General features: G+C 71.5%; 16 protein-coding genes and 1 pseudogene. 11 read left to right on the top strand and 6 right to left on the bottom strand.

Annotation, left to right across the window (positions count from 1 at the left end; translation table 11 throughout):
* Nucleotide 1: 1 nt before the first annotated feature.
* Entirely contained in the window at nt 2-1,048 is a 1,047-nt protein-coding gene (locus ACIRJR_RS16465; RefSeq protein ID WP_403780191.1) for a zinc-binding alcohol dehydrogenase, read from the bottom strand.
* Nucleotides 1,049-1,184: 136 nt separating this feature from the next.
* Between ACIRJR_RS16465 and ACIRJR_RS16460 the strand changes: the two genes are divergently transcribed.
* From ACIRJR_RS16460 to ACIRJR_RS16430, 7 genes are all read left to right on the top strand, one after another.
* On the top strand, nt 1,185-2,588 hold the full coding sequence (locus ACIRJR_RS16460) for an ABC transporter substrate-binding protein (protein WP_403780188.1): 1,404 nt from the start codon (nt 1,185-1,187) through the stop codon (nt 2,586-2,588).
* A gap of 33 nt (nt 2,589-2,621) precedes the next feature.
* Nucleotides 2,622-3,602: a carbohydrate ABC transporter permease gene (locus ACIRJR_RS16455; protein WP_403780185.1), complete on the top strand. Its 981-nt coding sequence runs from the start codon at nt 2,622-2,624 to the stop codon at nt 3,600-3,602.
* Nucleotides 3,603-3,616: 14 nt separating this feature from the next.
* Nucleotides 3,617-4,543 (top strand): carbohydrate ABC transporter permease, encoded by a 927-nt coding sequence (locus ACIRJR_RS16450; RefSeq protein WP_403780371.1) that lies wholly within the window; start codon nt 3,617-3,619, stop codon nt 4,541-4,543.
* 85 nt (nt 4,544-4,628) lie between these two features.
* Nucleotides 4,629-5,837: an ROK family transcriptional regulator gene (locus ACIRJR_RS16445; protein WP_403780182.1), complete on the top strand. Its 1,209-nt coding sequence runs from the start codon at nt 4,629-4,631 to the stop codon at nt 5,835-5,837.
* Nucleotides 5,838-5,922: 85 nt separating this feature from the next.
* Entirely contained in the window at nt 5,923-6,828 is a 906-nt protein-coding gene (locus tag ACIRJR_RS16440) for a Gfo/Idh/MocA family protein (RefSeq protein WP_403780179.1), read from the top strand.
* Between the two features lie 125 nt (nt 6,829-6,953).
* Nucleotides 6,954-8,285 (top strand): cytosine permease, encoded by a 1,332-nt coding sequence (locus tag ACIRJR_RS16435; RefSeq protein ID WP_403780176.1) that lies wholly within the window; start codon nt 6,954-6,956, stop codon nt 8,283-8,285.
* A 23-nt stretch (nt 8,286-8,308) separates the two neighbouring features.
* Nucleotides 8,309-9,820: an amidase gene (locus ACIRJR_RS16430; RefSeq protein ID WP_403780173.1), complete on the top strand. Its 1,512-nt coding sequence runs from the start codon at nt 8,309-8,311 to the stop codon at nt 9,818-9,820.
* Here the strand turns inward: ACIRJR_RS16430 and ACIRJR_RS16425 are convergent.
* Complete coding sequence (locus ACIRJR_RS16425; protein ID WP_403780368.1) at nt 9,760-9,987, bottom strand: FCD domain-containing protein; 228 nt, start codon at nt 9,985-9,987, stop codon at nt 9,760-9,762. The genes ACIRJR_RS16430 and ACIRJR_RS16425 overlap by 61 nt on opposite strands.
* 188 nt (nt 9,988-10,175) lie before the next feature.
* On the bottom strand, nt 10,176-11,999 hold the full coding sequence (locus tag ACIRJR_RS16420) for a SpoIIE family protein phosphatase (protein ID WP_403780170.1): 1,824 nt from the start codon (nt 11,997-11,999) through the stop codon (nt 10,176-10,178).
* A gap of 510 nt (nt 12,000-12,509) precedes the next feature.
* On the opposite strand from ACIRJR_RS16420, the gene tkt reads away from it, so the two are divergent.
* Both tkt and ACIRJR_RS16410 read left to right on the top strand, forming a co-directional pair.
* Nucleotides 12,510-14,690 (top strand): transketolase, encoded by a 2,181-nt coding sequence (tkt, locus tag ACIRJR_RS16415; RefSeq protein WP_403780167.1) that lies wholly within the window; start codon nt 12,510-12,512, stop codon nt 14,688-14,690.
* Nucleotides 14,691-14,746: 56 nt separating this feature from the next.
* Nucleotides 14,747-15,308, top strand: a pseudogene (locus ACIRJR_RS16410) (IS5 family transposase); the annotation flags it as partial.
* Nucleotides 15,309-15,676: 368 nt separating this feature from the next.
* Here ACIRJR_RS16410 and ACIRJR_RS16405 read toward each other — a convergent pair.
* Together ACIRJR_RS16405 and ACIRJR_RS16400 are read right to left on the bottom strand one after the other, a co-directional pair.
* Complete coding sequence (locus ACIRJR_RS16405; RefSeq protein ID WP_403780164.1) at nt 15,677-16,198, bottom strand: SMI1/KNR4 family protein; 522 nt, start codon at nt 16,196-16,198, stop codon at nt 15,677-15,679.
* A 249-nt stretch (nt 16,199-16,447) separates the two neighbouring features.
* Complete coding sequence (locus tag ACIRJR_RS16400; RefSeq protein ID WP_403780162.1) at nt 16,448-17,536, bottom strand: GH25 family lysozyme; 1,089 nt, start codon at nt 17,534-17,536, stop codon at nt 16,448-16,450.
* A gap of 129 nt (nt 17,537-17,665) precedes the next feature.
* Here ACIRJR_RS16400 and ACIRJR_RS16395 point away from each other — a divergent pair, with 129 nt between their 5' ends.
* On the top strand, nt 17,666-18,538 hold the full coding sequence (locus ACIRJR_RS16395; RefSeq protein WP_403780159.1) for a peptidoglycan DD-metalloendopeptidase family protein: 873 nt from the start codon (nt 17,666-17,668) through the stop codon (nt 18,536-18,538).
* A 257-nt stretch (nt 18,539-18,795) separates the two neighbouring features.
* Nucleotides 18,796-21,180 (top strand): SpoIIE family protein phosphatase, encoded by a 2,385-nt coding sequence (locus ACIRJR_RS16390; protein WP_403780156.1) that lies wholly within the window; start codon nt 18,796-18,798, stop codon nt 21,178-21,180.
* Between the two features lie 30 nt (nt 21,181-21,210).
* Here the strand turns inward: ACIRJR_RS16390 and ACIRJR_RS16385 are convergent, their stop codons facing one another.
* Nucleotides 21,211-24,069, bottom strand: a complete 2,859-nt coding sequence (locus ACIRJR_RS16385; protein ID WP_403780153.1) for an NHLP bacteriocin export ABC transporter permease/ATPase subunit — start codon at nt 24,067-24,069, stop codon at nt 21,211-21,213.
* Between the last annotated feature and the right edge of the window lies 1 nt (nt 24,070).

Below are 24,070 nucleotides of genomic sequence, written 5' to 3'. Positions count from 1 at the left end.
CTCAGAACTCCAGGACGACCTGGAGGGCGTCGGCCGGCGTCTCGTCGAGCAGCACGTACGCGTCGGCGGCTTCCGCCACCGGGACGACGTGGCTGACCAGCGACTTCACGTCGACCTGGCCTTCGGCGACCAGCGAGAGGAAGGTCTGCTGGAGCCGCTCGACGGTCCAGCGTCCGGCCAGCTGCGGGGGCACCCCGCCGATCTGGGAGCAGATCAGCTGGATCCGGTTGTGGTGGAACTCGTCGCCGAGGCGCAGTCCGGCACCGTCGCCCTGATAGAAGCCGGACGCCACGACACGGCCGCCCACGGTGACGGAACGGACGGCCTCGTGCAGGGCCGGGTACACACCGCTGATCTCGATGGCGACATCGGCGCCGGACCCGCCGGTCGCCTCACGGATGCGCTCGGCGACGGTGTCGGTCCGCGCGTTGAGGGTGTGCCGCGCGCCGTACTCACGGGCGGTCGCGAGACGGCCGTCGAGGGCGTCGACCGCGGTGACCCGCGCGCCGTTGAGCTGCGCGAGGCGGGTGGTGAGCAGCCCGATGACGCCCTGGCCGAAGACGGCGACGTCCTCGCCGAGGTGGATGTCGGCGGCGAGGATCGCGTTGTACGCGATGGCGCCGACGCGGGCGAAGGCCCCGGCGAGCGGTTCGAGACCCGCGGGCAGGGTGTGGCCGACCATGCGCTCGGCGGGCACGATGCCCTCGCTGCGGTGGCCCCAGATGCCCCAGACCAGATCGCCGGTGACCGGCATCCCGGGTGCGCCGACGAGCTCCGGCGAGACCTCGGTGACCTCGCCGACCTCGGAGTAGCCCCAGCCGGCCACCGGGTACTCGATCCCGGCCGCTCCGTCGCGGAAGATCCGGGCCTCGGCGTCCCAGGTACGCGTCAGGTACGGGTTCGTACCCCTGTAGGCGGTGAGTTCGGTTCCTGCCGAAATGCCGGAGTAGCGGGTGCGTACCCGCAGATGTCCGGCGGGAAGCGGAGCGCTCTCGTGCTCGGCGACTTCGACCTGACGGGGGCCGGTGAACTGGACGACGCGTTCCACGGGGGGCTCCGGTAGCGCTGGGAGGGGTGTTGCTCGCTGACTTCAGTCGAAGATATCTCAGAGTTATGTCTTGTCAACACGCAAAAGTAATGCTGAGATGCATCAGGAAAGTGCGTAAGTGGCGTGAGGACAGAGCATGGTGATGAAGACCCGACGGTCGAGGGCGACCCTGTTCGGGCTCGCCGCGACCCTTGCGGCAGGCCTGCTGGCCGGCTGCTCGGGCGGCTCCGGCGCGGAGCGGCCCGACAACAGGATCACGGTGTGGTCGCAGGAGAACCTGCCGCCGAGGATGGCGGCGACCAGGAAGGTCGTCAGCCGCTTCGAGAAGGAGACCGGCGTCCAGGTCGATCTCGTCGGCGTGGACGAGGCCCAGCTGCCGCAGCTGATCATGTCCGCGGCGGCGGCCGGCAAGCTCCCGGACGTGATCGGGGCGGTCCCGATGGGCCAGGTCTGGCAGATGTACGGCAACGGCCTGCTCGACACCGAGGTCGCGGACCGCATCGTCAAGGACCTCGACCCGGGCACGTTCAACAGCAACGCGCTCGCGCTCACCGCGGACGACGGCACCCGCCTGGGCGTCCCCTCCGACGCCTGGCTCCAGATCCTCGTCTACCGCAAGGACCTCTTCGCCGAAGCCGGACTCGACGCCCCGGACGACTACGCGAGCGCCCTGAAGGCCGCCGCGGCTCTCGACAAGGGCGGCCGGGACGGCATATCCCTGGCCACCGACCCCTCGGACGTCTTCACCCAGCAGAGCTTCGAGGACCTCGCGCTCGCCAACGGCTGCGAGCTGGTCGACGAGGAGGGCGAGCCCGCCCTCGACTCCCCGGCGTGCCGCAACGCCTTCGCGGCGTACGACGATCTCGCCCGCAAGCACGGCGCGCCCGGCACCCAGAGCGTGGACACCACCCGCGCCACCTACTTCGCCGGGCAGTCCTCGATGATGGTCTGGTCGTCCTTCCTGCTCGACGAGCTGGCGGGACTGCGGTCGGACGCGCTGCCCAGCTGCCCGGAGTGCAAGAAGGACCCGAAGTTCCTGGCCCGCAACACCGGCGTCGTCACCTCGCTGAAGGGCCCCGACGGCAAGGAACCCGCCCAGTTCGGCGAGATCACGTCATGGGCCGTCACCAGGACCGCGGAGACGGGCGCCTCGAGGAAGTTCATCGAGTACATGATGGGCAAGGGGTACGCCGACTGGTTCGGCATGGCCCCCGAGGGCAAGATCCCCGTCCGCACCGGCACGGTGCAGAAGCCGGGCTCCTTCGAACAGGCCTGGCGCGCCAGCGTCATGGGCGTCGACCGCCGGGAGTCCATGCGGAAGGCCTACCCCTCGGCCCTCCTCGACCGGCTCGTCGCCGGTGTCGGCGACATGAAGCGATGGGGTCTCACCCAGGGGCAGGGCACGCTCGTCGGCGCCACGAACGGCGAACTCCCCGTCGCCAAGGCCATCGGGGCGATGACCAGCGGCCAGCTCTCGCCCGACGAGGCCGCGAAGGAGGCCGACGACGAAGTGACCGCCCTCCAGAAGTCCCTCCAGTAGCCGCACGCCGCTCCCTCACGAGGTAACCGACCCATGAGCACAACCCAGAGCGGCGCGAAGAAGCGCCGCGCCCCCTCGCAGAGCTCGAGCAGCCGGGAGAACCGCGCCGGCCTCGCCTTCGTGACCCCCACCTTCCTGGTGGTCCTGGTCGTGGTGATCCTGCCGATCCTGTGGACCGTCCTGCTCGCCTTCCAGAACGCACGGCTCGTCGACATCCAGGAGAACGGCCTCTTCGGCCGCTGGACCCTGGACAACTTCTCCCAGGTCTTCGGTTCCCCAGGCTTCTGGAGCAGTCTCGGCACCACGCTCCTCTACACCGTCGGTGCCACCGCCGGCTCCGTCGTCCTGGGCCTGATCGCGGCCCTCGCGCTGCGCCGCCCCTTCCGCGGCCGGGGTGTGCTGCGCGCCGCCATGCTCCTGCCGTACGTCGCCCCCGTGGTCGCGGTCTCGTTCGTCTGGGAGGTGGCGCTCAGCCCGCAGTACGGCATCGTGAACGAATGGGGCCAGAAGCTCTTCGGGTGGGACGACCCCATCGCCTTCCTCTCCACCAGGTCCTACGAAGTGGGCCTGTTCGGCGTCCACTTCGACATCCCGCTGGCGCTGCTCACCGTCATCGCCTTCGAGACCTGGCGCTACTTCCCGTTCGCCTTCCTCTTCATGCTGGCCCGCCTCCAGGCGGTGCCCGCCGGGCTCGAGGAGGCGGCGGAGGTCGACGGCGCCACCCTGTCCCAGCGCTTCCGGCACATCCTGCTGCCGCAGCTGATGCCCGTCATCGCCCTGCTGTCCGTCCTGCGCTTCATCATGACGTTCAACAAGTTCGACGACATCTACCTGCTGACCGGCGGCGGATCGGGCACGGACGTCGTGGCCGTCCGCGTGTACGACTTCCTCACCTCGCGCTTCGACGTCGGTGCCGCCTCCGCTCAGGCGCTCGTCCTGGCCGTCGTGCTCATGGCCCTCCTGGGCGTCTACTTCAAGTTCTTCGGCAAGAAGATGCAGGAGGAATCGGCATGACCGCCACCCCGACCATGACCCGCGACGAGGCCGAGCGGACCACGCGCCCGGCCCCCGCGCCCCGGCGGCCCCGGCTCACCCGCGCCCAGTTCGAGGAACGGTTCTTCGGCGTCCTGCGCTGGGTGGTGATCGCCTTCCTCGCGGCGATCACGATCGTGCCCTTCTACTACATGCTGATGCTGTCGGTGAAGCCCATCGACGCCCTGCTCCTCGACCCCGGCAACTTGTGGGTCTCGGCGAAGGACTTCACCCTCGACACCTACGACAGCGTCCTCAAGTCCTCCGAGGACGGCGGTCAGGGCTTCCTCGGCATGCTGGTCAACTCGGCGCTCGTCGCCGTCGCCACGGTCCTGCTCACGCTGGCCGCCGCGGTACCGGGCGCCTACGCGGTGAGCCGGCTGAAGTTCTTCGGCAACCGGCAGGTCAGCGCGGTCTTCCTGGCCGTCTACCTCTTCCCGGCCACGCTGCTGGCCGTGCCGCTGTTCGTCATGTTCGCGAAGATGGGACTCTCCGGCAGCCTGGTCGGGCTCGCCATCGTCTACATCGCCCAGACCGTGCCCGTCTCGATCTACATGCTGAAGAACTACTTCGTCACCATCCCGTACAGCATCGAGGAGGCGGCGTCGATCGACGGCGCGTCGCGGCTGCAGACCGTACGCAAGATCATCCTGCCGCTCGCGCTGCCGACCCTCATGGCCACCGGGCTGTACGTTTTCATGATCGCCTGGAACGAGTTCCTCTTCGCACTGCTCTTCCTGGCGGCCGACCCCGAGCGGTGGACGGTGTCGCTGGGACTCCAGCAACTGGCCAACGGCATCGAGGTGTCGAAGACGGTGCTGATGGCCGGGTCGGTGGTCCTCACCATCCCTGTGGTACTCCTGTTCTTCTCCGCCGAACGGCTCCTCACCGAGGGCCTGACCAGCGGTGCGGACAAGGGCTGACGCCGGGACAGGGGGCCGGCGGACGGACCGCCGGGACCCTCGGGCAGCAGGCACGGACGCGACAGACAGGGTGAGGACAGCAGGGATGGCAGGAAACCAGGCCAGCGCGGGGCATCTCCTGCAGCTCATTCGCAGCGGCGAGGCCACCACGCGCGGAGAGCTCCAGCAGGCCACCGGGCTGTCCCGTTCCACGGTGGGCCACCGGCTCGACCAGCTCTTCGGAGCGGGCTGGCTGCGCGGCGCCACCGGGACCTCCACCGGCGGACGACCCTCCGCCCGGCTGGAGTTCGACGCGACGCACGCCGTGGTGCTCGTGGCCGACCTGGAGACCCGGCATGCCCGCGTCGCCGCGCTCGACCTGGCGGGAAACATCCTCGCGGAGCACACCGGGGACCTGGTCATCGCCGACGGCCCCGACCGCGCGCTGGACCAACTGGCCCGCTGGTTCGGCCCGTTGCTGGCCGAGGCGGGATCGGGGGCAGACCGGGTCTGCGGTATCGGCCTCTCCGTCCCCGGCCCCGTCGACTGGGAGTCGGCCCGGATCGTCCAGCCGCCGATCATGCCCGGGTGGGACCGCTTCCCCGTACGGGAGCGCATGCGCGAGGCCTGGACCGAGCACGTCGGCCCGATGCCCGCCGCGGGACCCCTCCCCGTGTTCGTCGACAACGACGCCAATCTGATGGCTCTGGCCGAGCAGCGCGCCGGCCATCCGGAGTGCAGCGCCTTCGTCCTGGTCAAGGCTTCCACCGGGATCGGCGCCGGAGTCGTCGTGGGCGGTGAGATCTACCGGGGCATCGACGGCGGCGCGGGCGACATCGGCCACATCCGCCTGCACGACCGCCCCGACGCGCTGTGCATGTGCGGCTCCTACGGCTGCCTCGCTGCGGTCGCCAGCGGCCGGTCCATCGCCGGGCAGCTCACTTCGGCCGGCGTGCCCACCGCCTCGGGATCCGATGTCCGCGAGCACCTCGCCGCGGGGCAGCCGGACGCCGTGAGGCTCGCCCGCGAGGCCGGGCAGCGCGTCGGCGAGGTCCTGGTCACGGTCGTCACCCTGCTCAACCCCGGTGTGCTGATGCTGAGCGGGGACCTGGCCGGCACCCCGTTCCTCACCGGGGTCCGCGAGCTCATCTACCAGCGCGCCATGCCGCGCACCACGGCCAACCTCCAGGTCGTCACGTCCGAACTGGGCGACCGTGCGGCCCTGACCGGAGCCGCCCGTATGGTCATCGACCACCTCTACGCCCCCGACCGCGCCGATGCCCGCCTCGGAGCCCTGGCCCGCGCCGGCGCCTGAACTCCCCGGCACCGGCACCGGCCCCGGACGCACCGGGCGGCGAGCGCACCCGCACCCACCCACAGCAGAACGACGGAGAAGCACCATGCCCACCGCCCCCCTCCCGGACGCCTGGCCCTACGAACCGGTCCGTGTCGGCCTCGTCGGCGCCGGCCCCTGGGCCCGCGCCATGCACGCCCGCATGCTGGCGGCCGGGCCGGAGACGGCGCTCGCGGCGGTCTGGGCCCGCCGCCCCGAGGCCGCGGCCGAGGTCGCCGGACCCTACGGAGCCCCGGTCGCCGCCTCCTTCGAGGAACTCCTCGACCGGTGCGAGGCGGTCGCGTTCGCCGTGCCCCCGGCCGTGCAGGCGGTCCTGGCCCCGCGCGCGGCCGCGGCCGGCCGGGCACTCCTGCTGGAGAAGCCCCTCGGCGCCGACCTCGACGCGGCGCGCGCGGTGGCGGACGCCGTCCGCGAGCACGACGTGATCTCCCAGCTGGTCCTCACCAAGCGGTACCACCCGGCCACCCGGGCCTTCCTCGCCGAGGCGGCCGCCCGCGAGGTGACGGGCGCCCGCTCCTGCTACCTGCACGGGGCTTTCCTCGGCGGGGAGTTCGCCACGTCCTGGCGTCTGGAGCACGGTGCCCTGCTCGATCTCGGCCCCCACCTCCTGGACATCCTCGACGGCGCGGTCGGCCCCATCGTCTCCGTACGGGCGACGGGCGATCCGCGGCGCTGGATCGAGCTCACCTGCGAGCACGAGACCGGCGCGGTCAGCCAGGCGTCCCTCTCGGGCAGCGTGCGGCTGGAGCGGGCCAGGACGCGGGTCGAGCTCTTCGGCCCGGGGGAGGAACTGGTCTACGACACCGCCGGCATCGACCACGAGGAGTGCTGGCCCGTCCTCCGGCGCGAGTTCGCCACCGCCGTACGGACCGGCCGGGGCACAGGGATCGACGCGGCCCACGGCCTGCACATCCAGAGGCTGCTCGACATGGCCGTGCGCACGGCCGGCTGACCTCCGAGGGCCGGAGCCCCCCGCCGTCCCGGCGTCCCCGTCCCGTAACAAGCCGTGATACCGGCCGAAACACCCGGAACCTACCGTCCAAGCGTCACAGCGGTATACCAAAGCCGGGAGGGCCCGTGGCCGTCATCACGAGTGGAACAGACCGCGAGAAGCCGCAGCAGGGTGAAGGCGGCCCGCTGGGCGAGGAGTACGAGCACGAGCCGGTGCCGGAGCGGGCGCGCCGCGGGCTGCTGTCGGTGTCCGCCGTGTGGTTCGGCTTCCCGATGAACCTGGGCAACGCCGTGTTCGGCGGCGTCATCGTCTACAACCTCGGCCTGGCGCGCGGGGCCGCCGCGATCGTCCTCGGCAACCTCGTGCTCTTCGCCTACGTCGGCGCCCTCAGCTGGCTCGCCGGCCGTACCGGCGAGAACTTCTCCCACCAGGCAGCCCGGACGTTCGGCACGCTCGGCAGCCGGATACCCTCCGGATTCCTGTCCACGGTCGTCATCGGCTGGTACTCCTTCCAGATCGGGCTGAGCGGGACCACGCTCCAGGAAGCCCTGGGCTGGGCGCCGTTGCTGGGCGCGCTCGCCGGGGGAGTGTTCTACACCGTGCTCACGGTCCTCGGCATCAGGGCCCTTTCGCTGATCGGGCTCGTCGCCACTCCGCTCTTCGTCGTCCTGGCGGGCGTCGCCCTCTGGTTCGGTGCGGCCGACGGGGGCGTCTCGCCGGGGGACGCCCTGTCCTACGAGGGCGCCGGCCACGCACTGTCCTTCGGTGCCGCCATGAGCATCGTGGTCGCCGGGTTCTCCGACTCGGGCACGATGACCGCGGACTTCACCCGCTGGGCCCGCGACGGCCGGGCCGCCGTCGTCGCGGCGAGCTGCGCGTTCCCCTTCGCCAACAGCGTCGCCTACCTCGTCGGCGGTCTCGTCGTGGCCGTCGGCGGAGCAGTGGACCCCGCGGTCAACGGAGGCGGATTCCTCGGGCTGCTCACCGGCCACGGGCCTCTGCTCACCTCGGTCGCCGTCCTGTTCGTCTTCGTCAACCTCGGCTCGGTCGCCTCGCACTGCCTCTACAACGGAGCCGTCGGCTGGTCCGCCATCACCCCCTTCCGGATGCGGCCACTCGCGATCGTCCTGAGCGTCCTCGGCCTGGTGGCGGCCCTGACGGGGGTCTGGAGCCTCTTCCTCGACTGGCTGAACCTGCTCGGCATCTTCGTGCCGCCCATCGGCGCCGTCCTGATCACGGACCAGCTGTTCCTGCGCCGGCGCACGGCGGGACGCGAACCCCGGCCGTACCGGCCGACCGCCCTCGTCGCGTGGGCCGCGGGAGCCTGTGCCGCGACGGTGGCCCACTACCTGCTGCCCGGTTCCGTCGACGCGGTCATCGGCATGGCCGTCGCGTGCGGCGTTTACCTGGCCGTCGAGCGTGACACCGCGCCCTCGCCGCTCACCCGGGCAGCCTGACCCGTCCAAGGAGGACACCCCGTATGGACCGCACCGCACGCGACGAGATCTGCCGCCTGTCCGTCACCGAACTCGCCTCCCGTATACAGAAGTCGGAGGTGTCTCCCCTCGAAGCCGTGGACGCGGTCCTCGACCGTACGGCGGAGGTGGACCCCGCTCTGCACGCCTTCTGCACCCCCGTCCCCGACCAGGCGCGTGATCGTGCCCGCCGCATCGGTGAGCGCCTGGCGCACGGTGAGGACGTCGGCCCGCTGGCGGGCGTGCCGATCGGGGTGAAGGACCTGATCGCGACCCGGGGCATCCGCACCACGTCCGGCTCGCCCGCCTACGAGGAGTTCGTGCCGGACGAGGACGACATCGTGGTGGAACGCGTCCTCGGCGCCGGCGCCGTGGTGCTCGGCAAGACCAACGCCACCGAGTTCGGCTACAGCGCCGCGGGCCACAACCCGCTCTTCCCCGCCACCCGTAATCCATGGAACACGGCGCTCACACCCGGTGGTTCGAGCGCGGGATCGGCAGCGGCCGTCGCCGCGGGCCTCGGGCCGGTCTCACTGGGGTCCGACGGGGGAGGCTCGGTGAGGGTGCCGGCCGCGCACTGCGGGCTGGTCGGCTTCAAGGCGGCGATGGGACGGGTCCCGGTGTGGCCCGGCTGCCGCGACGAGCGCTACCCCGGGGTCTCGGGTTGGGAGTCGCTCGAACACATCGGCCCGCTGACCCGCACGGTCGCCGACGCGGCTCTGATGATGTCCGTGCTGGCCGGGCCCGATCCGCGTGACCGCCACTCGATCCCGTGCGGTGACGTCGACTGGAACGGGGCGCCCCACGAGGCGGGTGTCCAGGGACTGCGCGTCGCCTACAGCGCCGACCTCGGCTACCTCGCCGTCGACCCCGAGGTGCGCCGTGTCGTCGACGCCGCGGTGGGCGTCCTGGAGAGGGACCTCGGCTGCCGGGTCGACGCGGTGGATCCCGGATGGGACGACCCCGCCGAGGCCTTCGCCGCCCTCATCGCCGCCGAGACGGACCTCACCGGCATGCGCCGCCTCGTCGATGAGCACGGCGACCGTATGACGCCCCATCTCGTGGCGATGATGCGACGCCGCTGGACGGCCGAGGAGTTCACCGACGCCAACATCGTCCGCAAGGGCGTCGTCAACCGGACGGCGCGGATGATGTCCACGTACGACCTGCTCGTCACGCCGACCGCCGCCGTGCCGCCCTTCGCCGTCGGCATCCAGGGGCCCGAGCGCATCGACGGCCGGGAGGTGGCGGACACCGCCTGGACCGGCTTCACGTTCCCGGCCAACCTCACCGGCCAGCCCGCCGTGAGCGTGCCCGCCGGCTGGACCCGCGACGGTCTGCCGGTGGGGCTCCAGATCGTGGGCCGGCACCTCGCCGACGCGCAGGTCCTGCGTGCGGCGGCCGCGTTCGAGCGCGCGGCGCCGTGGGCCCACCGGTGGCCCGCCGAGCCCGCGGTTCAGCCGGAGCGGGACGCGCCGGGTTCGTCGAACAGGAGGCGCAGCGCCTCCTCCCGGTAGTGGCGTACGTGCCGGAGCGCACAGGCGGCCGCCGCCTCGGCGTCGGCCGCGGCGATCGTCTCGTACAGGCGGCGGTGCTCCTCCCGGACCGAGGAGGGGGCGTCTCGCCCGTGGCCCGGCCGCCGCCCACCGAGTCGCCGGGCAGATCGCCGCCGTGGCCCCGGCAGACCCCGCCGAACAGGCCGTCCCAGAATGCGTTGAGGTCTTCGGGCGTGGAGGTCGCCCTGGCAGGGTCATTGCCGAACGACCGGCCGGCCCGTGAAGCCCGGGCCCCCGGTCAGTGTGACGGCGAGCAGGGCCGGACCCCGGTGAAGGGTGCATCCAAACCCCTTTGCAGAAAGGAGAGTTGTGTGCGTCAGGGAGGCTCGGAGGTGTCCCTGACCGGTGTGTCCTCGACGCGGGAGCCCGGTGCTCCGCGGTTGGCGGCGGCCGGGCTGTGTCCGTGCTGGGGCGGTGCCTCGTCGTCGCCGGCGCCGACTCCGGCCGGCGGGGTGCGCAGGACCAGCAGGGCGACGTCGTCGCCGCTGGGGTCGATGCGGGCCAGGAGCTCGTCGAGGAACTCCTCGACGTCCCGGCCGGCGAGCTCCGCGGCGTGCCGGCGCAGCGTGGCGAGACCGGCCGCGATGTCACGGGTGCGGCTCTCGACCAGCCCGTCGGTGTAGAGCAGAAGAGTCGACCGGGGCGGGAGATCCGCGCGGGCGTCGGGCCACCCCAGCCCCATGTGCAGGGCCGAACTGAGACCGAGCAGGGGGCCGTGACCGTCCTCGAGGAAGCGCGTGCGGCCGTCGGCGGTGATCAGGAGGGGCGGCGGATGCCCGGCGTTGACCCAGTGCAGTTCCCAGGGCCCGCCCTCGGCTCCTTCCACGCGCGCGAAGACACAGGTGGCCATGGGGGCGTCGCTGGTGTGGGTCATGGCCTCGTCCAGGCGGCGCATGATCAGGCTGGGGGGCTCCGTCCGGTCCCAGGCCAGGGCACGCAGCATGTTGCGCACCTCCGCCATGTGGGCGGCCGCCTTGAGGTCGTGCCCGACGACGTCGCCGATGACCATCGTCAGGACCCCGTCGCCGAGGAGGAAGGAGTCGTACCAGTCCCCGCCGATCTCGGCGGCGCTCTCGGCCGGCCGGTAGCGGGCCGCCAGCGTGAGGTGGTCGACCTGCGGCAGTGGGGTGAAGAGCTGGCGCTGCATGGTCTCCGCGACGTGGCGCTGCTGCTCGAAGAGTTCGGCGGCCTCCATGACGAGGCCGGTGCGACGCGCGATGTCGGCCAGTACGAAGACCTCGGCATCGGTGTAGGAGGAGCCGGGCGCCACGCGTGCCACGGTCAGCGCGCCGAAGACCTGTCTCCGGGTGTGCAGGGGCACCACGACGGCACAGGTGCCTCCCAGGTTCTCGAACAGTTCCCGGTAGGCGCTCGCCAGAGGGCTGTCCGGCTGCTCACTCAGGGCGTCCGCGTCCAGGACGACGGGCTCGACGCCTCGCAGCGCCTGGACCACCGCCGACCGGGTCGAATCGGGGAGCGGCGGCAGCGCCCCGGTGAGCCCCGACACCGCCCCTTGGCCGCCCGGTGTGCGCACGGCCACCCGCTCCATCCCGCCCGGCTGTCCCGCCGTACGGGCGTCGATCGCCGCCCAGTCGCCCAGGTCGGGCACGAGAAGCCCGGCCAGCCTGTTCAGCATCTCCGGCGTCTCCAGGGTGGAGATGAGGACGGTCGAGACCTCCGCCACCATCGTCAGCCGGGCGGTGAGTCCCTCCAGCGCCGCCAGGTAGGCCGCGGTCTGCTCGGCCGCGTCCCGGTGCAGGCTGAAATCGTGGAAGACGACCACCGTGCCCTCCACGCGCCCCTCGTGCCTCAGGGGGGTCGCCGCCCAGATGACCGGGACGAGGCTGCCGTCCCCGCGCAGGAAGAGCTCCTCGCTTCCCTCGGCCGGCCTGCCGCTGTCCAGGACGGCCAGCAGCCCGCACTCCTCGCGCGGTACCGTCCCGCCGTCCCGGCGGCGGTGCAGCAGATCGTGCATGTCGTGACCGAGCATCTCCTCCTGCCGGCGGGCGAGGAGCTCCTGCGCCCGCGGATTGCACGCGGTGAGCAGGCCGGTGGTGTCGGCGACGAACACCCCCGCTCCCAGACTGTCGAAGACCGTGCGCATGAAGCCGAACTCCAGAAGCCCGTCCGATGACCTCACGGTGCGGGCCTCGCCGCCGTCGGACGGCCCCCGGCGCCCGCGCCCACCGGCGTCACGCCGCCCGGGCGGTCCGGCGACGGCACCCGCACGGGTGGCACCAGGTCCGCCACCGGGAACGTGGTCTGGGAGGTCATGCGCTCATGCCTTCCGCGTCGTGGACGAAGCAGGCCCGGTCCGTCCGGCGAGGGCGCCGGACGGCACCACCGCATCTGTTCATCATTCATCCGGTACGCCCGTTCCGCCGCTCGGGCAGGCAGCGGGACGCGGGGGCACGCGCGGCGGCACACGCCTGCCGGGGACCACCGGGGGTAGGCGACCGGTCGGCGGGGCGTGCGTCCCCGCCACCCGCGCCGGGCGCACGGACGTCCGGCGGGCATCGGGCGCTCCACCGCACCGCCGGGCCCGCTCCGGGTGCGGAGGAAGCCGAGTGAACCGAGGATGCGAAGGGGTGGCGAGCCGCACCGACCGGCCCCGTCGTACCGAGAAGCGACATCCGAGGGAGACAACACAATGGCGCCCGAGCGATCCTCTTCCGGCAGCACGGCAACGCGAGATGCCGGGCTCGCCCTTCCCGTGGCCGAACGGGCGGGCTGGAGCGATGTGGACGTGCGCGCGGTGGACACCGTCAGGGTGCTGGCCGCCGACGCCGTCCAGAAGACAGGCAACGGCCACCCCGGTACGGCGATGAGCCTGGCACCCCTCGCCTACCTGCTGTTCCAGCAGGTCATGCGCCACGACCCCGCCGACGACCAGTGGGTGGGCAGGGACCGCTTCGTCCTTTCCTGCGGCCACACCAGCCTCACCCTCTACATCCAGCTCTACCTGGCCGGCTACGGCCTGGAGATGGACGACCTGAAGGCGCTGCGGACCTGGGACTCGGCGACCCCCGGCCATCCGGAGTACCGGCACACCCGGGGCGTCGAGATCACCACCGGCCCGCTGGGCCAGGGCATGGGCGCCTCCGTGGGAATGGCGATGGCGGCCCGCCGGGAGAGGGGTCTCCTCGATCCCGACGCCGCCCCCGGTGCCAGCCCGTTCGACCACCACGTCTACGTGCTGGCGTCCGACGGCGACATGATGGAGGGCGTCGCGTCCGAGGCCGCGTCCCTGGCCGGCCACCAACAGCTCGGCAACCTCATCACCTTCTACGACTCCAACCACATCTCCATCGAGGACGACACCGACATCTCGTTCAGCGAGGACGTCCCGGCCCGCTTCGCGGCGTACGGATGGCACGTCCAGACGGTGGACTGGACCCGGACGGGCGACTACGTCGAGGACGTCGACGCGCTGCTCGCCGCGATCGAGGCGGCCAAGGAGGAGCGGTCCCGGCCCTCGTTGATCATGCTGCGCACGATCATCGGCTGGCCCGCCCCGACGAAGCGCAACACCGGCAAGGCGCACGGGGCGGCGCTGGGTGACGACGAGGTGGCCGGCACCAAGCGGCTCCTCGGCTTCGACCCCGAGGAGTTCTTCCCCGTCGAGGACGACGTCCTGGCCCACACCCGGGCGGTGGGGGAGCGGGGCCGGGCGGCCCGGGAGAGCTGGCAGCGGGCCTACGAGGAGTGGCGCACCGCCGACCCGGAGCGGGCGGCCCTGCTGGACCGGCTGCGCGAGCGGAAGCTGCCCGTGGGCTGGACCGACGCCCTGCCGGTGTTCCCGGCCGACGCCAAAGGCATGGCCACCCGAAAGGCGTCCGGCAACGTCCTCACCGCCCTCGCGCCGGTGCTGCCCGAACTGTGGGGCGGCTCGGCCGACCTCGCGGGCAGCAACAACACCACCATGGACGGCGAGCCCTCGTTCGTCCCCGCCGACCGGCAGACCGACGAGTTCGCCGGAGGCCCCTACGGCCGGACCCTGCACTTCGGCATCCGCGAGCACGCGATGGGCGCCGTGCTCAACGGCATCGCCCTGCAGAGCCTGACCCGCCCCTACGGCGGCACCTTCCTCACGTTCAGCGACTACATGCGGCCCGCGGTCCGCCTCGGCGCCCTGATGAAGCTGCCCGCCACCTACGTGTGGACCCACGACTCCATCGGCCTGGGGGAGGACGGCCCCACCCACCAGCCCGTAGAGCACCTGGCCGCGCTGCGCGCCATCCCTGGCCTCGACGTCGTACGCCCCGGCGACGCCAACGAGACCGTGGTCTGCTGGCGGACGATCCTGGAGCACACCGACCGCCCCGCCGGCCTCGTCCTCACCCGGCAGAACCTGCCGGTGCTCGACCGCGACGACGGTGTGCACGCCGCCGCCGAGGGAGCGGCGCGCGGCGCCTACATCCTCGTCGAGGCGTCCGAGAGCGTCCCCGACGTCATCCTGGTGGCGACGGGGTCGGAGGTCCAGATCGCGCTCGACGCCCGCAAACTGCTGGTCGACGAAGGGCTGGCCGTACGCGTCGTGTCGATGCCCTGCCGCGAATGGTTCGCCGCGCAGCCGCTGCCGTACCAGGACGACGTGCTCCCGCCCGACGTGCGCGCCCGCGTCAGCGTGGAGGCCGCCGTGGGCCAGGGCTGGCGCGAGGTGGTCGGTGACGCGGGCCGGATCGTCAGCCTGGAGCACTACGGCGCGTCCGCCGACTACCAGCGGCTGTACGAGGAGTTCGGCATCACCCCGGAAGCGGTCGCCGCTGCGGCGCGCGCCAGCATCCGGGACGCGGTGGAGCCTCCCAGGCCGGGTGGGCGACGGGCCTAGCCGGGCGGGCGACGGGCCTGGTGGTGCCAACGAAGCACTACCAGGAGCTGTCCGCAGTCTCGGTGGACTCCACCGTCCGCCGGGCTCACCAGCATGCGGCCGGAGCCAGGAAGGGGGGCACCCGGCCGCTTCGGACCCGAGGATCACGCACTCGGACGCTCCCGCGGTGGCTTGAGCACGAAGGTCCACCTGGCCAGTGACAGCCGGGCACGGCCTCTGTCCATCCACGTCACCGCGGGCCAGGCCGGAGACGCGCCGGCCTTCGAGGCGGTCATGGCCGGAATCCGGATCCCGCGAAGCGGACTTGGCAGGCCAAGAACCCGCCCTGCGGTCGTTCTTGCGGATCGCGTCTACTCTTCCCGCGCGATCCGTGGCCACCTCCGTCGACGCGGCATCCGTGCCGTCATCCCGCAGCCCGCCGACCAGATCAGCCACCGTCTGCGGCGAGGCCGCCCGCCCGGCTTCGACGCTGAGACATACAAGGAGCGCAATGCCGTCGAGTGTTGCAACGCCCAACTCAAGCAGTGGCGCGGCCTCGCAATGCGGACGGACAAACCCGCCATCGTTTACCAGGCCGCCCTCCACCTTGCTGCCATCCTCATCTGGACCCGGCATTGAGCAAGGTGTCCGAGAGGTTCGTCAGGCCAGTGCGTGGACGACGAACCGGTTCCGCTCTCCGTCAAAGATGCCAGCCAGGAGGTCGTGGCTGTCGGTCACCTCAGAGATGCCCCGGGTCTCGATCCTGTCCGACCACGCGTCCAGGTTCGACCGAACCACTCTGGCAGCCCGTACGGCTCGCTCACCGCGTCCCAGAAGAGTCGTTGAGTGACTCGATCAGCCGACCGCGCAGGTCAACGATCAGCTCGCCGTCCGTCATCGCAGCAGACCACTGAATCCTGCGAAGCGATCCACAGCGTGGCCCAGGTGAGTCTTCACGCGGTGGTATCTCCCTGTCACCAGGACAGGAGATACCACCGCGGTCATTTTCAGGGCAGGAATTCGAAGAACGCACGGTCAGGCGCGAAGTTGCGAGAACACACCGTCACGTCCCTACCCTTGAGATAAGCCAGCAACCACTCACTGAACGTCATCTCGTGGAGAGTCCAGGCCGGACTGTCGAACTCCTGGACAACGACGCGCCAGGGCGACGAGGGCTCGGCGGGCACGCGAAGGAAAACCGCCTCGCCCGTCGTGGCCGTCGCCACCGGCATCAGTTGCCCGGCGTTCGAGCCCACCGGACTGGGCAGGAACTCCGCCATATCCTCCTCGCGCCAGAGCTCGAGGTCCCTCCTGATCATTGCTCCCAGATCGTGCAGAAGATGATCGGCGGGATGCTTCAAATACAACTGCTTGTTGACCACAATCGAACCATAGGCGTCAACGATCTCACGGAAGTCCGCAGGAAATTCGATGCCGAGTTCCTGCTCCAGTTCGATCCATGGCGCCGGATCCGACCAGTTGAACCGGGGTTCGCCCAACAGGGCTGTGATCTCTGGAAGCGTTGCCACCACTAGGTCCTTCTAGGACATCGAGCCGATGCTTGTCTTGGAGTTGACCGTAGTACAGGAGTACGTCTCCTCGACCCCCTGGGGTCCGCAGACCGGAGGGAGAAGCCCGTGCAGTCCGGCCAGGTGGATGGCCGCTGTCTCTTCGGAACGGGTCGGCGATCCCACGCCAGCGCTCCGAGCGGGTGACGCGGCGTTCGACGGTGGTGCGCCGGGTGTACGCCTCGCGGTCTTCGGCCCGGGGGTGGTGGGTCAGTCCCAGCGGTCCTGGTTGATGAAGCGGCTGAAGCCGCGCCAGGAGTTGGGGCCCATCACGCCGTCGATCGCGCCGGTGTAGCCATGAGCGGCGGCCAGCCGCTGGACCGCGGCCCAGGTCTGGGTACCCGGGACCCCGTCGACGGGACCGGTGTATCCCCAGTCACGCATGTTCCGCTGGAGCGCCGCGTACGTGTTGGCGCCCGGGACCCCGTCGATCGGACCGGTGTACCCCGACTCGATCCGCAGCCAGTTCTGCGTCCGCTGCCACATCACCGGACCCGGCACACCGTCCTGCTCGGTCGACGTCTTCGGCAACCCACCACCGCCGGGCGGCGGATCGGTCGGCTCGGTGAAGTCGAACGCCCAGGGGCGGGCCCGGTCGAGGTCGACGGGCGAGGTACCGGCGACGGAACCGACGGAGGTGTACTGGTGGACCGCCCAGTCGGGGTAGCGGCCTCCGAGGTCGGGCGCACCGGGCCAGGTGCCGTCGTTGGAGCCCCAGGAGGCGGCCCATAGATGGGCTCCGGCGGCGATGGTGCGGTCCCATGTGCCCGAGCGCAGCGCTCCCGTACTGACGTAGAACCACGGGACGTACGCACCGACCCGTTCACGCACACGGTTGAACCAGGTGGACACATCCGCGTCGTTCCAGAGCCGGGTGGAGTCGTCGAGCACCTCGACATCCAGGGCGAGCACGTCGCCGGCCCGGTAGTCGTGCAGGTGGTCCACGAAGTAGTCGGCTGCGGCCGTGGGCGTGAGGAAGTCCCCCGTCAGCCAGTAGTGGCCCACGCGCAGACCGGCGGTGCGGGCACCGTCGACATGGCCGGGGTAGGAGGACGAGACGTACGGCCCCTGGGCGAGCTGGCACCCCCCGGCCTTGGCGATGACGAAGCTTCGGCCTTCCACGGCGGCGCGGGCGTAGTCGATGCCGGCCTGGTAGTTCGAGACGTCGACGCCCTCCAGGTCCGCCGCGGCCCGCGTGGGAGCCGGGCTTCCGGCGACCGAGGTTCCGGCGGTGGTGACGATCGCCGCCGGCGCCAGGGCGGTCGCCACGGCGCCGCGTATCAGAGTTCTCCTGCGCATGGTTCCTCCGGTGGTGGTGGGGGACACCCGGGTGGATATGTCATGTGCTTATCAAGTCTATGCGCGTAGGCTACCGTGATCCCGAGTCCCATCACCAGGTCAATTCGTATTACTGCCAAGGGAGTTGACGTGTGCGAGAACCACGTGTCCGACGATGCCCGGGATGAACGGCCTCGGAGGGAACTGAGCCGGCGCACGCTGCTGCGCGGCTCCGTCACCACGCTCGGCATGGCCGCCGGCGGTGTGCTCCTCTCGGGGGGCCCCGCCCAGGCGCTGGACATCTACAACCCGTTCAGCGGCTACCGGATGACCGGCACCTGGCAGGACCACCTGAACGACGGTTCACTGGGCGGCCTCGACTACGGGATGGGGGTCGGCACCGCGCTCCCCGCCGCGGGCGCCGGTGTCGTCACCAACATCCCCGACAACGGGACCGGCGGACACACGGTGACCATCACCCACAGCGACGGTTACCGGACGCAGTACATGCATCTGTCGCGGTTCCTGCTGGCCAACGGCACCTCGGTCGGCCAGGGCGGCATCGTCGGGTACTCCGGGGGTGCCGTCGGCGCACCCGGGTCCGGCAGTTCCACCGGACCGCACGTGCACTGGCATCTGATCACCCCGGGCGGCACCCGGGTCAACCCGCTGAACTACCTGGGAGGCGGAGGGGGTGGTGGGTTGCCGAAGACGTCGACCGAGCAGGACGGTGTGCCGGGTCCGGTGATGTGGCAGCGGACGCAGAACTGGCTGCGGATCGAGTCGGGGTACACCGGTCCGATCGACGGGGTCCCGGGCGCCAACACGTACGCGGCGCTCCAGCGGAACATGCGTGACTGGGGATACACCGGTCCCGTCGACGGGGTCCCGGGTACCCAGACCTGGGCCGCGGTCCAGCGGCTGGCCGCCGCTCATGGCTACACCGGCGCGATCGACGGCGTGATGGGCCCCAACTCCTGGCGCGGCTTCAGCCGCTTCATCAACCAGGACCGCTGGGACTGACCCACCACCCCCGGGCCGAAGACCGCGAAGGGCGCGGGGAAGGGCCACGGACGTCGCCCTCCCGCCGCACCGCTCAGCCCGACGGATGAGCTCGACCGATCAGCTCAGGGGCACGCCGCCGGGGCGCGCGGCGACTGCGGGCGCCCGGCGCGGTGGCGGCACACCAGCCGGATTCCGGTCCGGCAGGTGTGCCGCGGTTGTGCTCCCACCGAGGGCGGCGGATTCTGTAGGGGACGAAGGGCGGCCGGTGTGGCGCCATGACTGCATGGAACACGGAGCATACTGCCGATTTTCGTGGCCCCCTCGATGTCACCAGGGCCGCCACGGCGGTGCTCGACGCCCAGGACACGGTCATCGGATGGAGCCCCGCCGCGGAACGGCTGCTCGGGTACCGGCCGCACGAGATCGTCGGCCGGCCCCTGGCCACGTTCCTGTCACCCGGTCCGGCGCCCCACGCCCACCCGGTCCCCCCTCGGCAAGGGGGCAACGACATCAGGGCCGCCCGGCACCGGGACGGGCATGAGCTGACCGTCGTCACCGCGGTGTGCCCTCTGCCCGGTGCCGGTACGGCGGAACGCGTCCTCCTCGCCGCGGAGCTGGGGGATCTCCGGCGGTGGGAGTCCCGGCTGGCCCTGTTGAACGGACTGGCCGCCCAGTCGCCGCTCGGCCTGGCCATCTACGACACCGATCTCTGCCTGACCTGGTGCAACGCGGCGTTCGAGCAGGAGATGGGGCGGCCGTTCGACCATTTCCGCGGCCTCCGGGCCGACGAGCTGTACTCCGACGGAAGCTTCGTGACACAGGGGCATCCGCCCACACTCGACACGGTCATGCGGCATGTACTGGACACCGGCGATCCGTTCGTCGACCTGCACTTCCGGGGCCGGCCGCCCAGTGACCCGGACACGGACCACGTCTGGTCCTGCGCCTACTACCGGCTCCAGGACGCCGATGGTCATGTGTTCGGAGTGTGCGAGGACGCCTTCGACATCTCCGACCGCTACGAGGCACAGCAGCGCCTGGCCCTTCTCGTCGAGGCGGGCCGCGGAATCGGCACCGCCCTCGACGTGCGGGTCACCGCCGAGAAGATCGCCGAGGTCGCGGTTCCCGAGTTCGCCGCCACGGTCACGGTCGACCTCTCGAGGGTGGTCCTGGAGGGCGAGGTGCCGGCCACCGGCGACCCCTCCGCGATGTCCCTGGTACGGGTCGCCCGCTGCGCGGCCGAGGACCCCGGTGCACAGAGGCAGTACCCTCCCGACGCCCGCCCCCCACCGGTGGACTACCCGCCCGGTTCGCCGCAGGACCGCAGCCTGTCCTCGGGCGGCCTCGTGGTCGACGACACGGTCCTCGTCGTGCCGCTGCGAGCCGGGAACAGCACGCTGGGACTCGTCACCTTCATCCGCGGCACCGGCTCGGCCGCCTTCGACGGCGGCGAGGTGGCACTGGCCGACGAGCTGGCCGCCCGGACGGCGGTGTCCATCGACAACGCCCGCCGCTTCACCCGTGAACGCGCCGCGTCCCTGGCGCTCCAGCGCCGGCTGCTGCCGCACCACGTGCCGGAGCAGTCAGCGGTCGAGTTCGCCTACCGCTACCTGCCCGCCGACGACGTGATCGGGGTCGGTGGTGACTGGTTCGACGTCATCCCGCTGTCCGGGACCCGGGTCGGGCTCGTCGTCGGGGACGTGGTCGGTCACGGCCTGCAAGCGGCCGCCACGATGGGGCGGCTGCGCACGACCGTACGGGCGTTCGCCCAGCTGGACATGGATCCCGTCGAACTGCTCTCGCGCCTCGACGACCTGGTCGGCCAGTCCGCCGAGGGGCGCCGGGGCGAGCCGGGCACACCCGACGGCACGGACGCCGACGTGACCACCGGGGCGACCTGCCTCTACGCGGTCTACGACCCCGTCTCGCGGCGGTGCGTCATGGCCAGGGCCGGGCACCTGCCGCCGGCGGTCGTCGCCCCGGACGGCGGGCCGTCGCTCCTCGACCTGCCGGCCGGCCCGCCCCTGGGCCTGGGCGGCCTGCCGTTCGAGTCCATGGAGTTCGAGCTGCCGGTGGGCAGCCTGCTGGCCCTCTTCACCGACGGCCTCGTCGAGGCCCGCGACCGCGACATCGATGATGGACTCGACACCCTGGGACGTGTGCTCGGCGACCGGCGCGCGTCGCTCGAAGCGCTGTGCGACCGTGCCGTGGCGGAACTCCTGCCGGACGGCTCGGCACCCGACGACACCGCCCTGCTGCTCGTCCGCACCCGCGAACTCGACAGTTCGCAGGTCGTCGAATGGGAGCTGCCCTCGGAACCCGCCGCCGTCGGCCGGGCGAGGGAGCTGGCCACCGGACAACTGGGCCGCTGGGGCCTGGAGGAGCTGTCGTTCGCGACCGAACTCGTCGTCAGCGAGCTGGTGACCAACGCGGTCAGATACGCCGAAGGGCCGCTGCACGTACGCCTCATCCGCGATCGCACCGTCCTGTGCGAGGTCGCGGACGCGGGCCACACCTCACCGCACCTGCGCTACAGCGGCGACGAGGACGAGGGCGGGCGCGGCCTGTTCATCGTCGCGCAGCTCGTCCAGAGGTGGGGCACGCGCTACACCCGCTCCGGGAAGACCATCTGGACCGAGCAGCCCCTGCCCGCGGGATGAGCGCGGCCACGGACTCCGGCGGGCCCGCCCTCAGCTCATCTGGCGCCGGACCAGCTCGTGGAGCCGCCCGCCCGTGTCCGCGAGGAGCTCGGCGGGCGGCCCCTCCTGGACGACACGGCCGTCCGCCATGACGACGACGCGGTCGGCATCCATGACCGTGGACAGCCGGTGCGCGATCACGACACGGGTGGCCCGCAGGGATCTGGTGCTCTCGATGACGGTGCGCTGGGTCTCGTTGTCGAGGGCGCTGGTCGCCTCGTCGAAGAAGAGGATGCGGGGGCGTCGCACCAGTGCCTGGGCGATCATCAGCCGCTGGCGCTGGCCCCCGGAGATCGAGCCGCCCCCGGAGATCATGGTGTGCAGCCCCATCGGCATGCGCTTGATGTCCTCGGCCAGCCCCGCCATCGCGGCGGCCTCCCACGCCTCCTCCTGCGTGAAGACCTCGGCGCCGCAGATGCAGTCCAGGATCGACCCGGACAGCGGCTGGGCGTTCTGCAGGACGACCCCGCACTGACGGCGCACGGCCGCCCGGTCGAGCGCCGCCAGGTCCTGGCCGTCGTACAGGACACTGCCCGAGACCGGCTTGTCGAAGCCGATCAGCATCCTCAACAACGTCGACTTCCCGCATCCGCTGGGACCCACGATCGCGACGAACTCGCCGGGCCGTACGGTCAGCGACACCTCGTCGAGGACGACGGGTCCGTCGTCGGAGTAGCGGAAGGTGACTCCGCGCGCCTCGATCCCCCCGGAGAGCGCGCCCGGCTGGGTGCTGGTGCCACGTACCTCGGGTGCCTCGTCGAGCACCGGCCTGATCTGCTCGAACATCGGCAGCACCGCCGCGGCGGACACGAACGCACCCGTCAGCTGGGTGACGGCGGTCAGCAGCATGGTCACGGACGTGTTGAAGGTCAGGAACTCACTGGCCGTCAGGGAACCGCGTGCCGGACCGGCCAGCAGGACGAAGATGACCAGTGAACACAGCGGAAGGTAGACCGCGTTGAGGACCGTCGTCAGGTTCTTGATCCGGCCCGCCCGCTTCTGCAGCTCACGGCTGCGCGCGAACTCCGCCGCCCAGGCCCCGTACGCGAAGCTCTCCGCCGCCGCGACGCGCAGCTTGGGCAGCCCCCGGAGCGTCTGGAACGCCTGGTTGTTGAGTCTGTTGCCCAGCTCGACCAGCCGGCGCTGCCAGCGGAGCTCCCACATGCCCATGGTGAGGAACACCCCGGCGATGACCACCAGCATGGCGACGGCGGTGAGAGCCAGCGGGACGCTGAACCAGAGCAGCAGGCCCAGGTTCATCGCGCCGAGTGTGCCCGCCTGCACCACGACGGGTCCGGTGCCGGAGAGCACCCGGCGGATGGCGCTCACTCCCATCGCCGCGCTCGCCAGCTCTCCCGTTGAACGCTCGGTGAAGAACTTCGTCGGCAGCCGCAGCAGGCGGTCCCAGACCGCGGGCTGGAGCGTGCTCTCGACACGCCCCTCCATCCGCAGGATCGTGAGGTTCTGGAGCAGCATGAAGGCGGCCGAGACGACGCCGGCGATGATGACGGCCAGCGAGACCTGCACGATGAGGTCGTTCTGCGCCTGGGGGACGTACACGCCGAGCACCTTGCCGGTCGCGACCGGCACCAGGGCCCCCAGAGCGACCGTCACCAGTCCCGCGAGCAGCAGATTGCGCAGGTCGCCCCGGGTCCCGAACAGGGCGAAGCGCAGCAGTTGCCGCTTCCTGAGGGGCTGTTCCGGCAGTGGCCTGTAGAACATCACCGCCCTCTCGTCGAACTCCCCGGCCGAGGCACCGTCGATCCGGCTGCGCCGCCCGGTCAGCGGGGTGACCGCCTCGTAGCGGCCGCGGCGCCAGAGCAGGGCGACCGGCGCCCCGGACGCGGCCCGGTGACCGACCAGCGGACCGGCGTTCTCGCGCCACCAGCGCCCGTCCAGCCGCACCGCGCGGGTGCGGACACGTGAGGCGACCGCGACCCGCTCGACCGGGTCGACGCGCTCGCTCACCGCCCCGCCCGTCACGGGCTCCGCGAGGACGATCCCGGAATCGCGGGCCACCAGGCGGCAGGCCGCGTACACCGCGTCGTCCGATCCGCCCGTCGTGGGCGAAGAACCCCTGCCGGACCGGCCGATCGAGGTCAGCAGAGCCCGGTCGGCCTCCTTGCGGACGGCCTCGCCCGCCTTCATGCCGGCCGCGGCCCTGTCCTCGTGGGCGCGCTCCAGCTGCTCGATCCAACGGTCCAGCGCCGACAGCAGCCGGTACTGCTGGTTGACCATGCCCTGCCACATGTCCGGGTCGACGAGCAGGTCACCAGCGGCTTCCGCGCTGAACGCGGCGCCGTACTGGACGCTGCCGGGCGACACCGGCAGCCACAGGATGTCCTCGTCGCCCGCAGTCTCGTCGAAGGCGGTCCGTCCGTCCAGCGGGGCCTCGAACAGCACCCGCTGGCTGCGGCCCACGCCGAGGGAGAAGGCGTGCTCCAGCAGACTCAGGGTGGCGTCACCGGTGTCGTAGTGGCTGCGGTACTGCCCCTCGTGCGTCCCTTGGCCGGCGTACGCGGGCCGGTACAGCTCACGCAGCGGGATGCGGCGCAGCGCGCACTCCTGGAGCGGTCGTCCGACCAGGGTGTGCTGCGGGCCTTCGACCGGGCCCAGGACGAGGGTCCCCGGCTCGAGTCTGCCCAGGAAGTGCCAGTGCCCCTGCTCCAGCGCGTCCACGGCGAACAGGTCGAGGGCACCGCCCACGACGAGCCAGAGCACCTGGGGGCCTTCCAGGGACAGGCTGCGCAGTCCGGTGCAGTCGACGGGCTCGCCCAGGGCCCCGAGCGCGCCGGTCACCGGGTCCTGCCCGGGGGCCCCGGCGCCCGCGACGGGATGTGCGGATGTCACG

The organism is Streptomyces sp. NPDC102402 (assembly GCF_044765765.1).
GTDB lineage: Bacteria > Actinomycetota > Actinomycetes > Streptomycetales > Streptomycetaceae > Streptomyces.
This window is presented reverse-complemented; position numbering and strand designations above follow the sequence as displayed.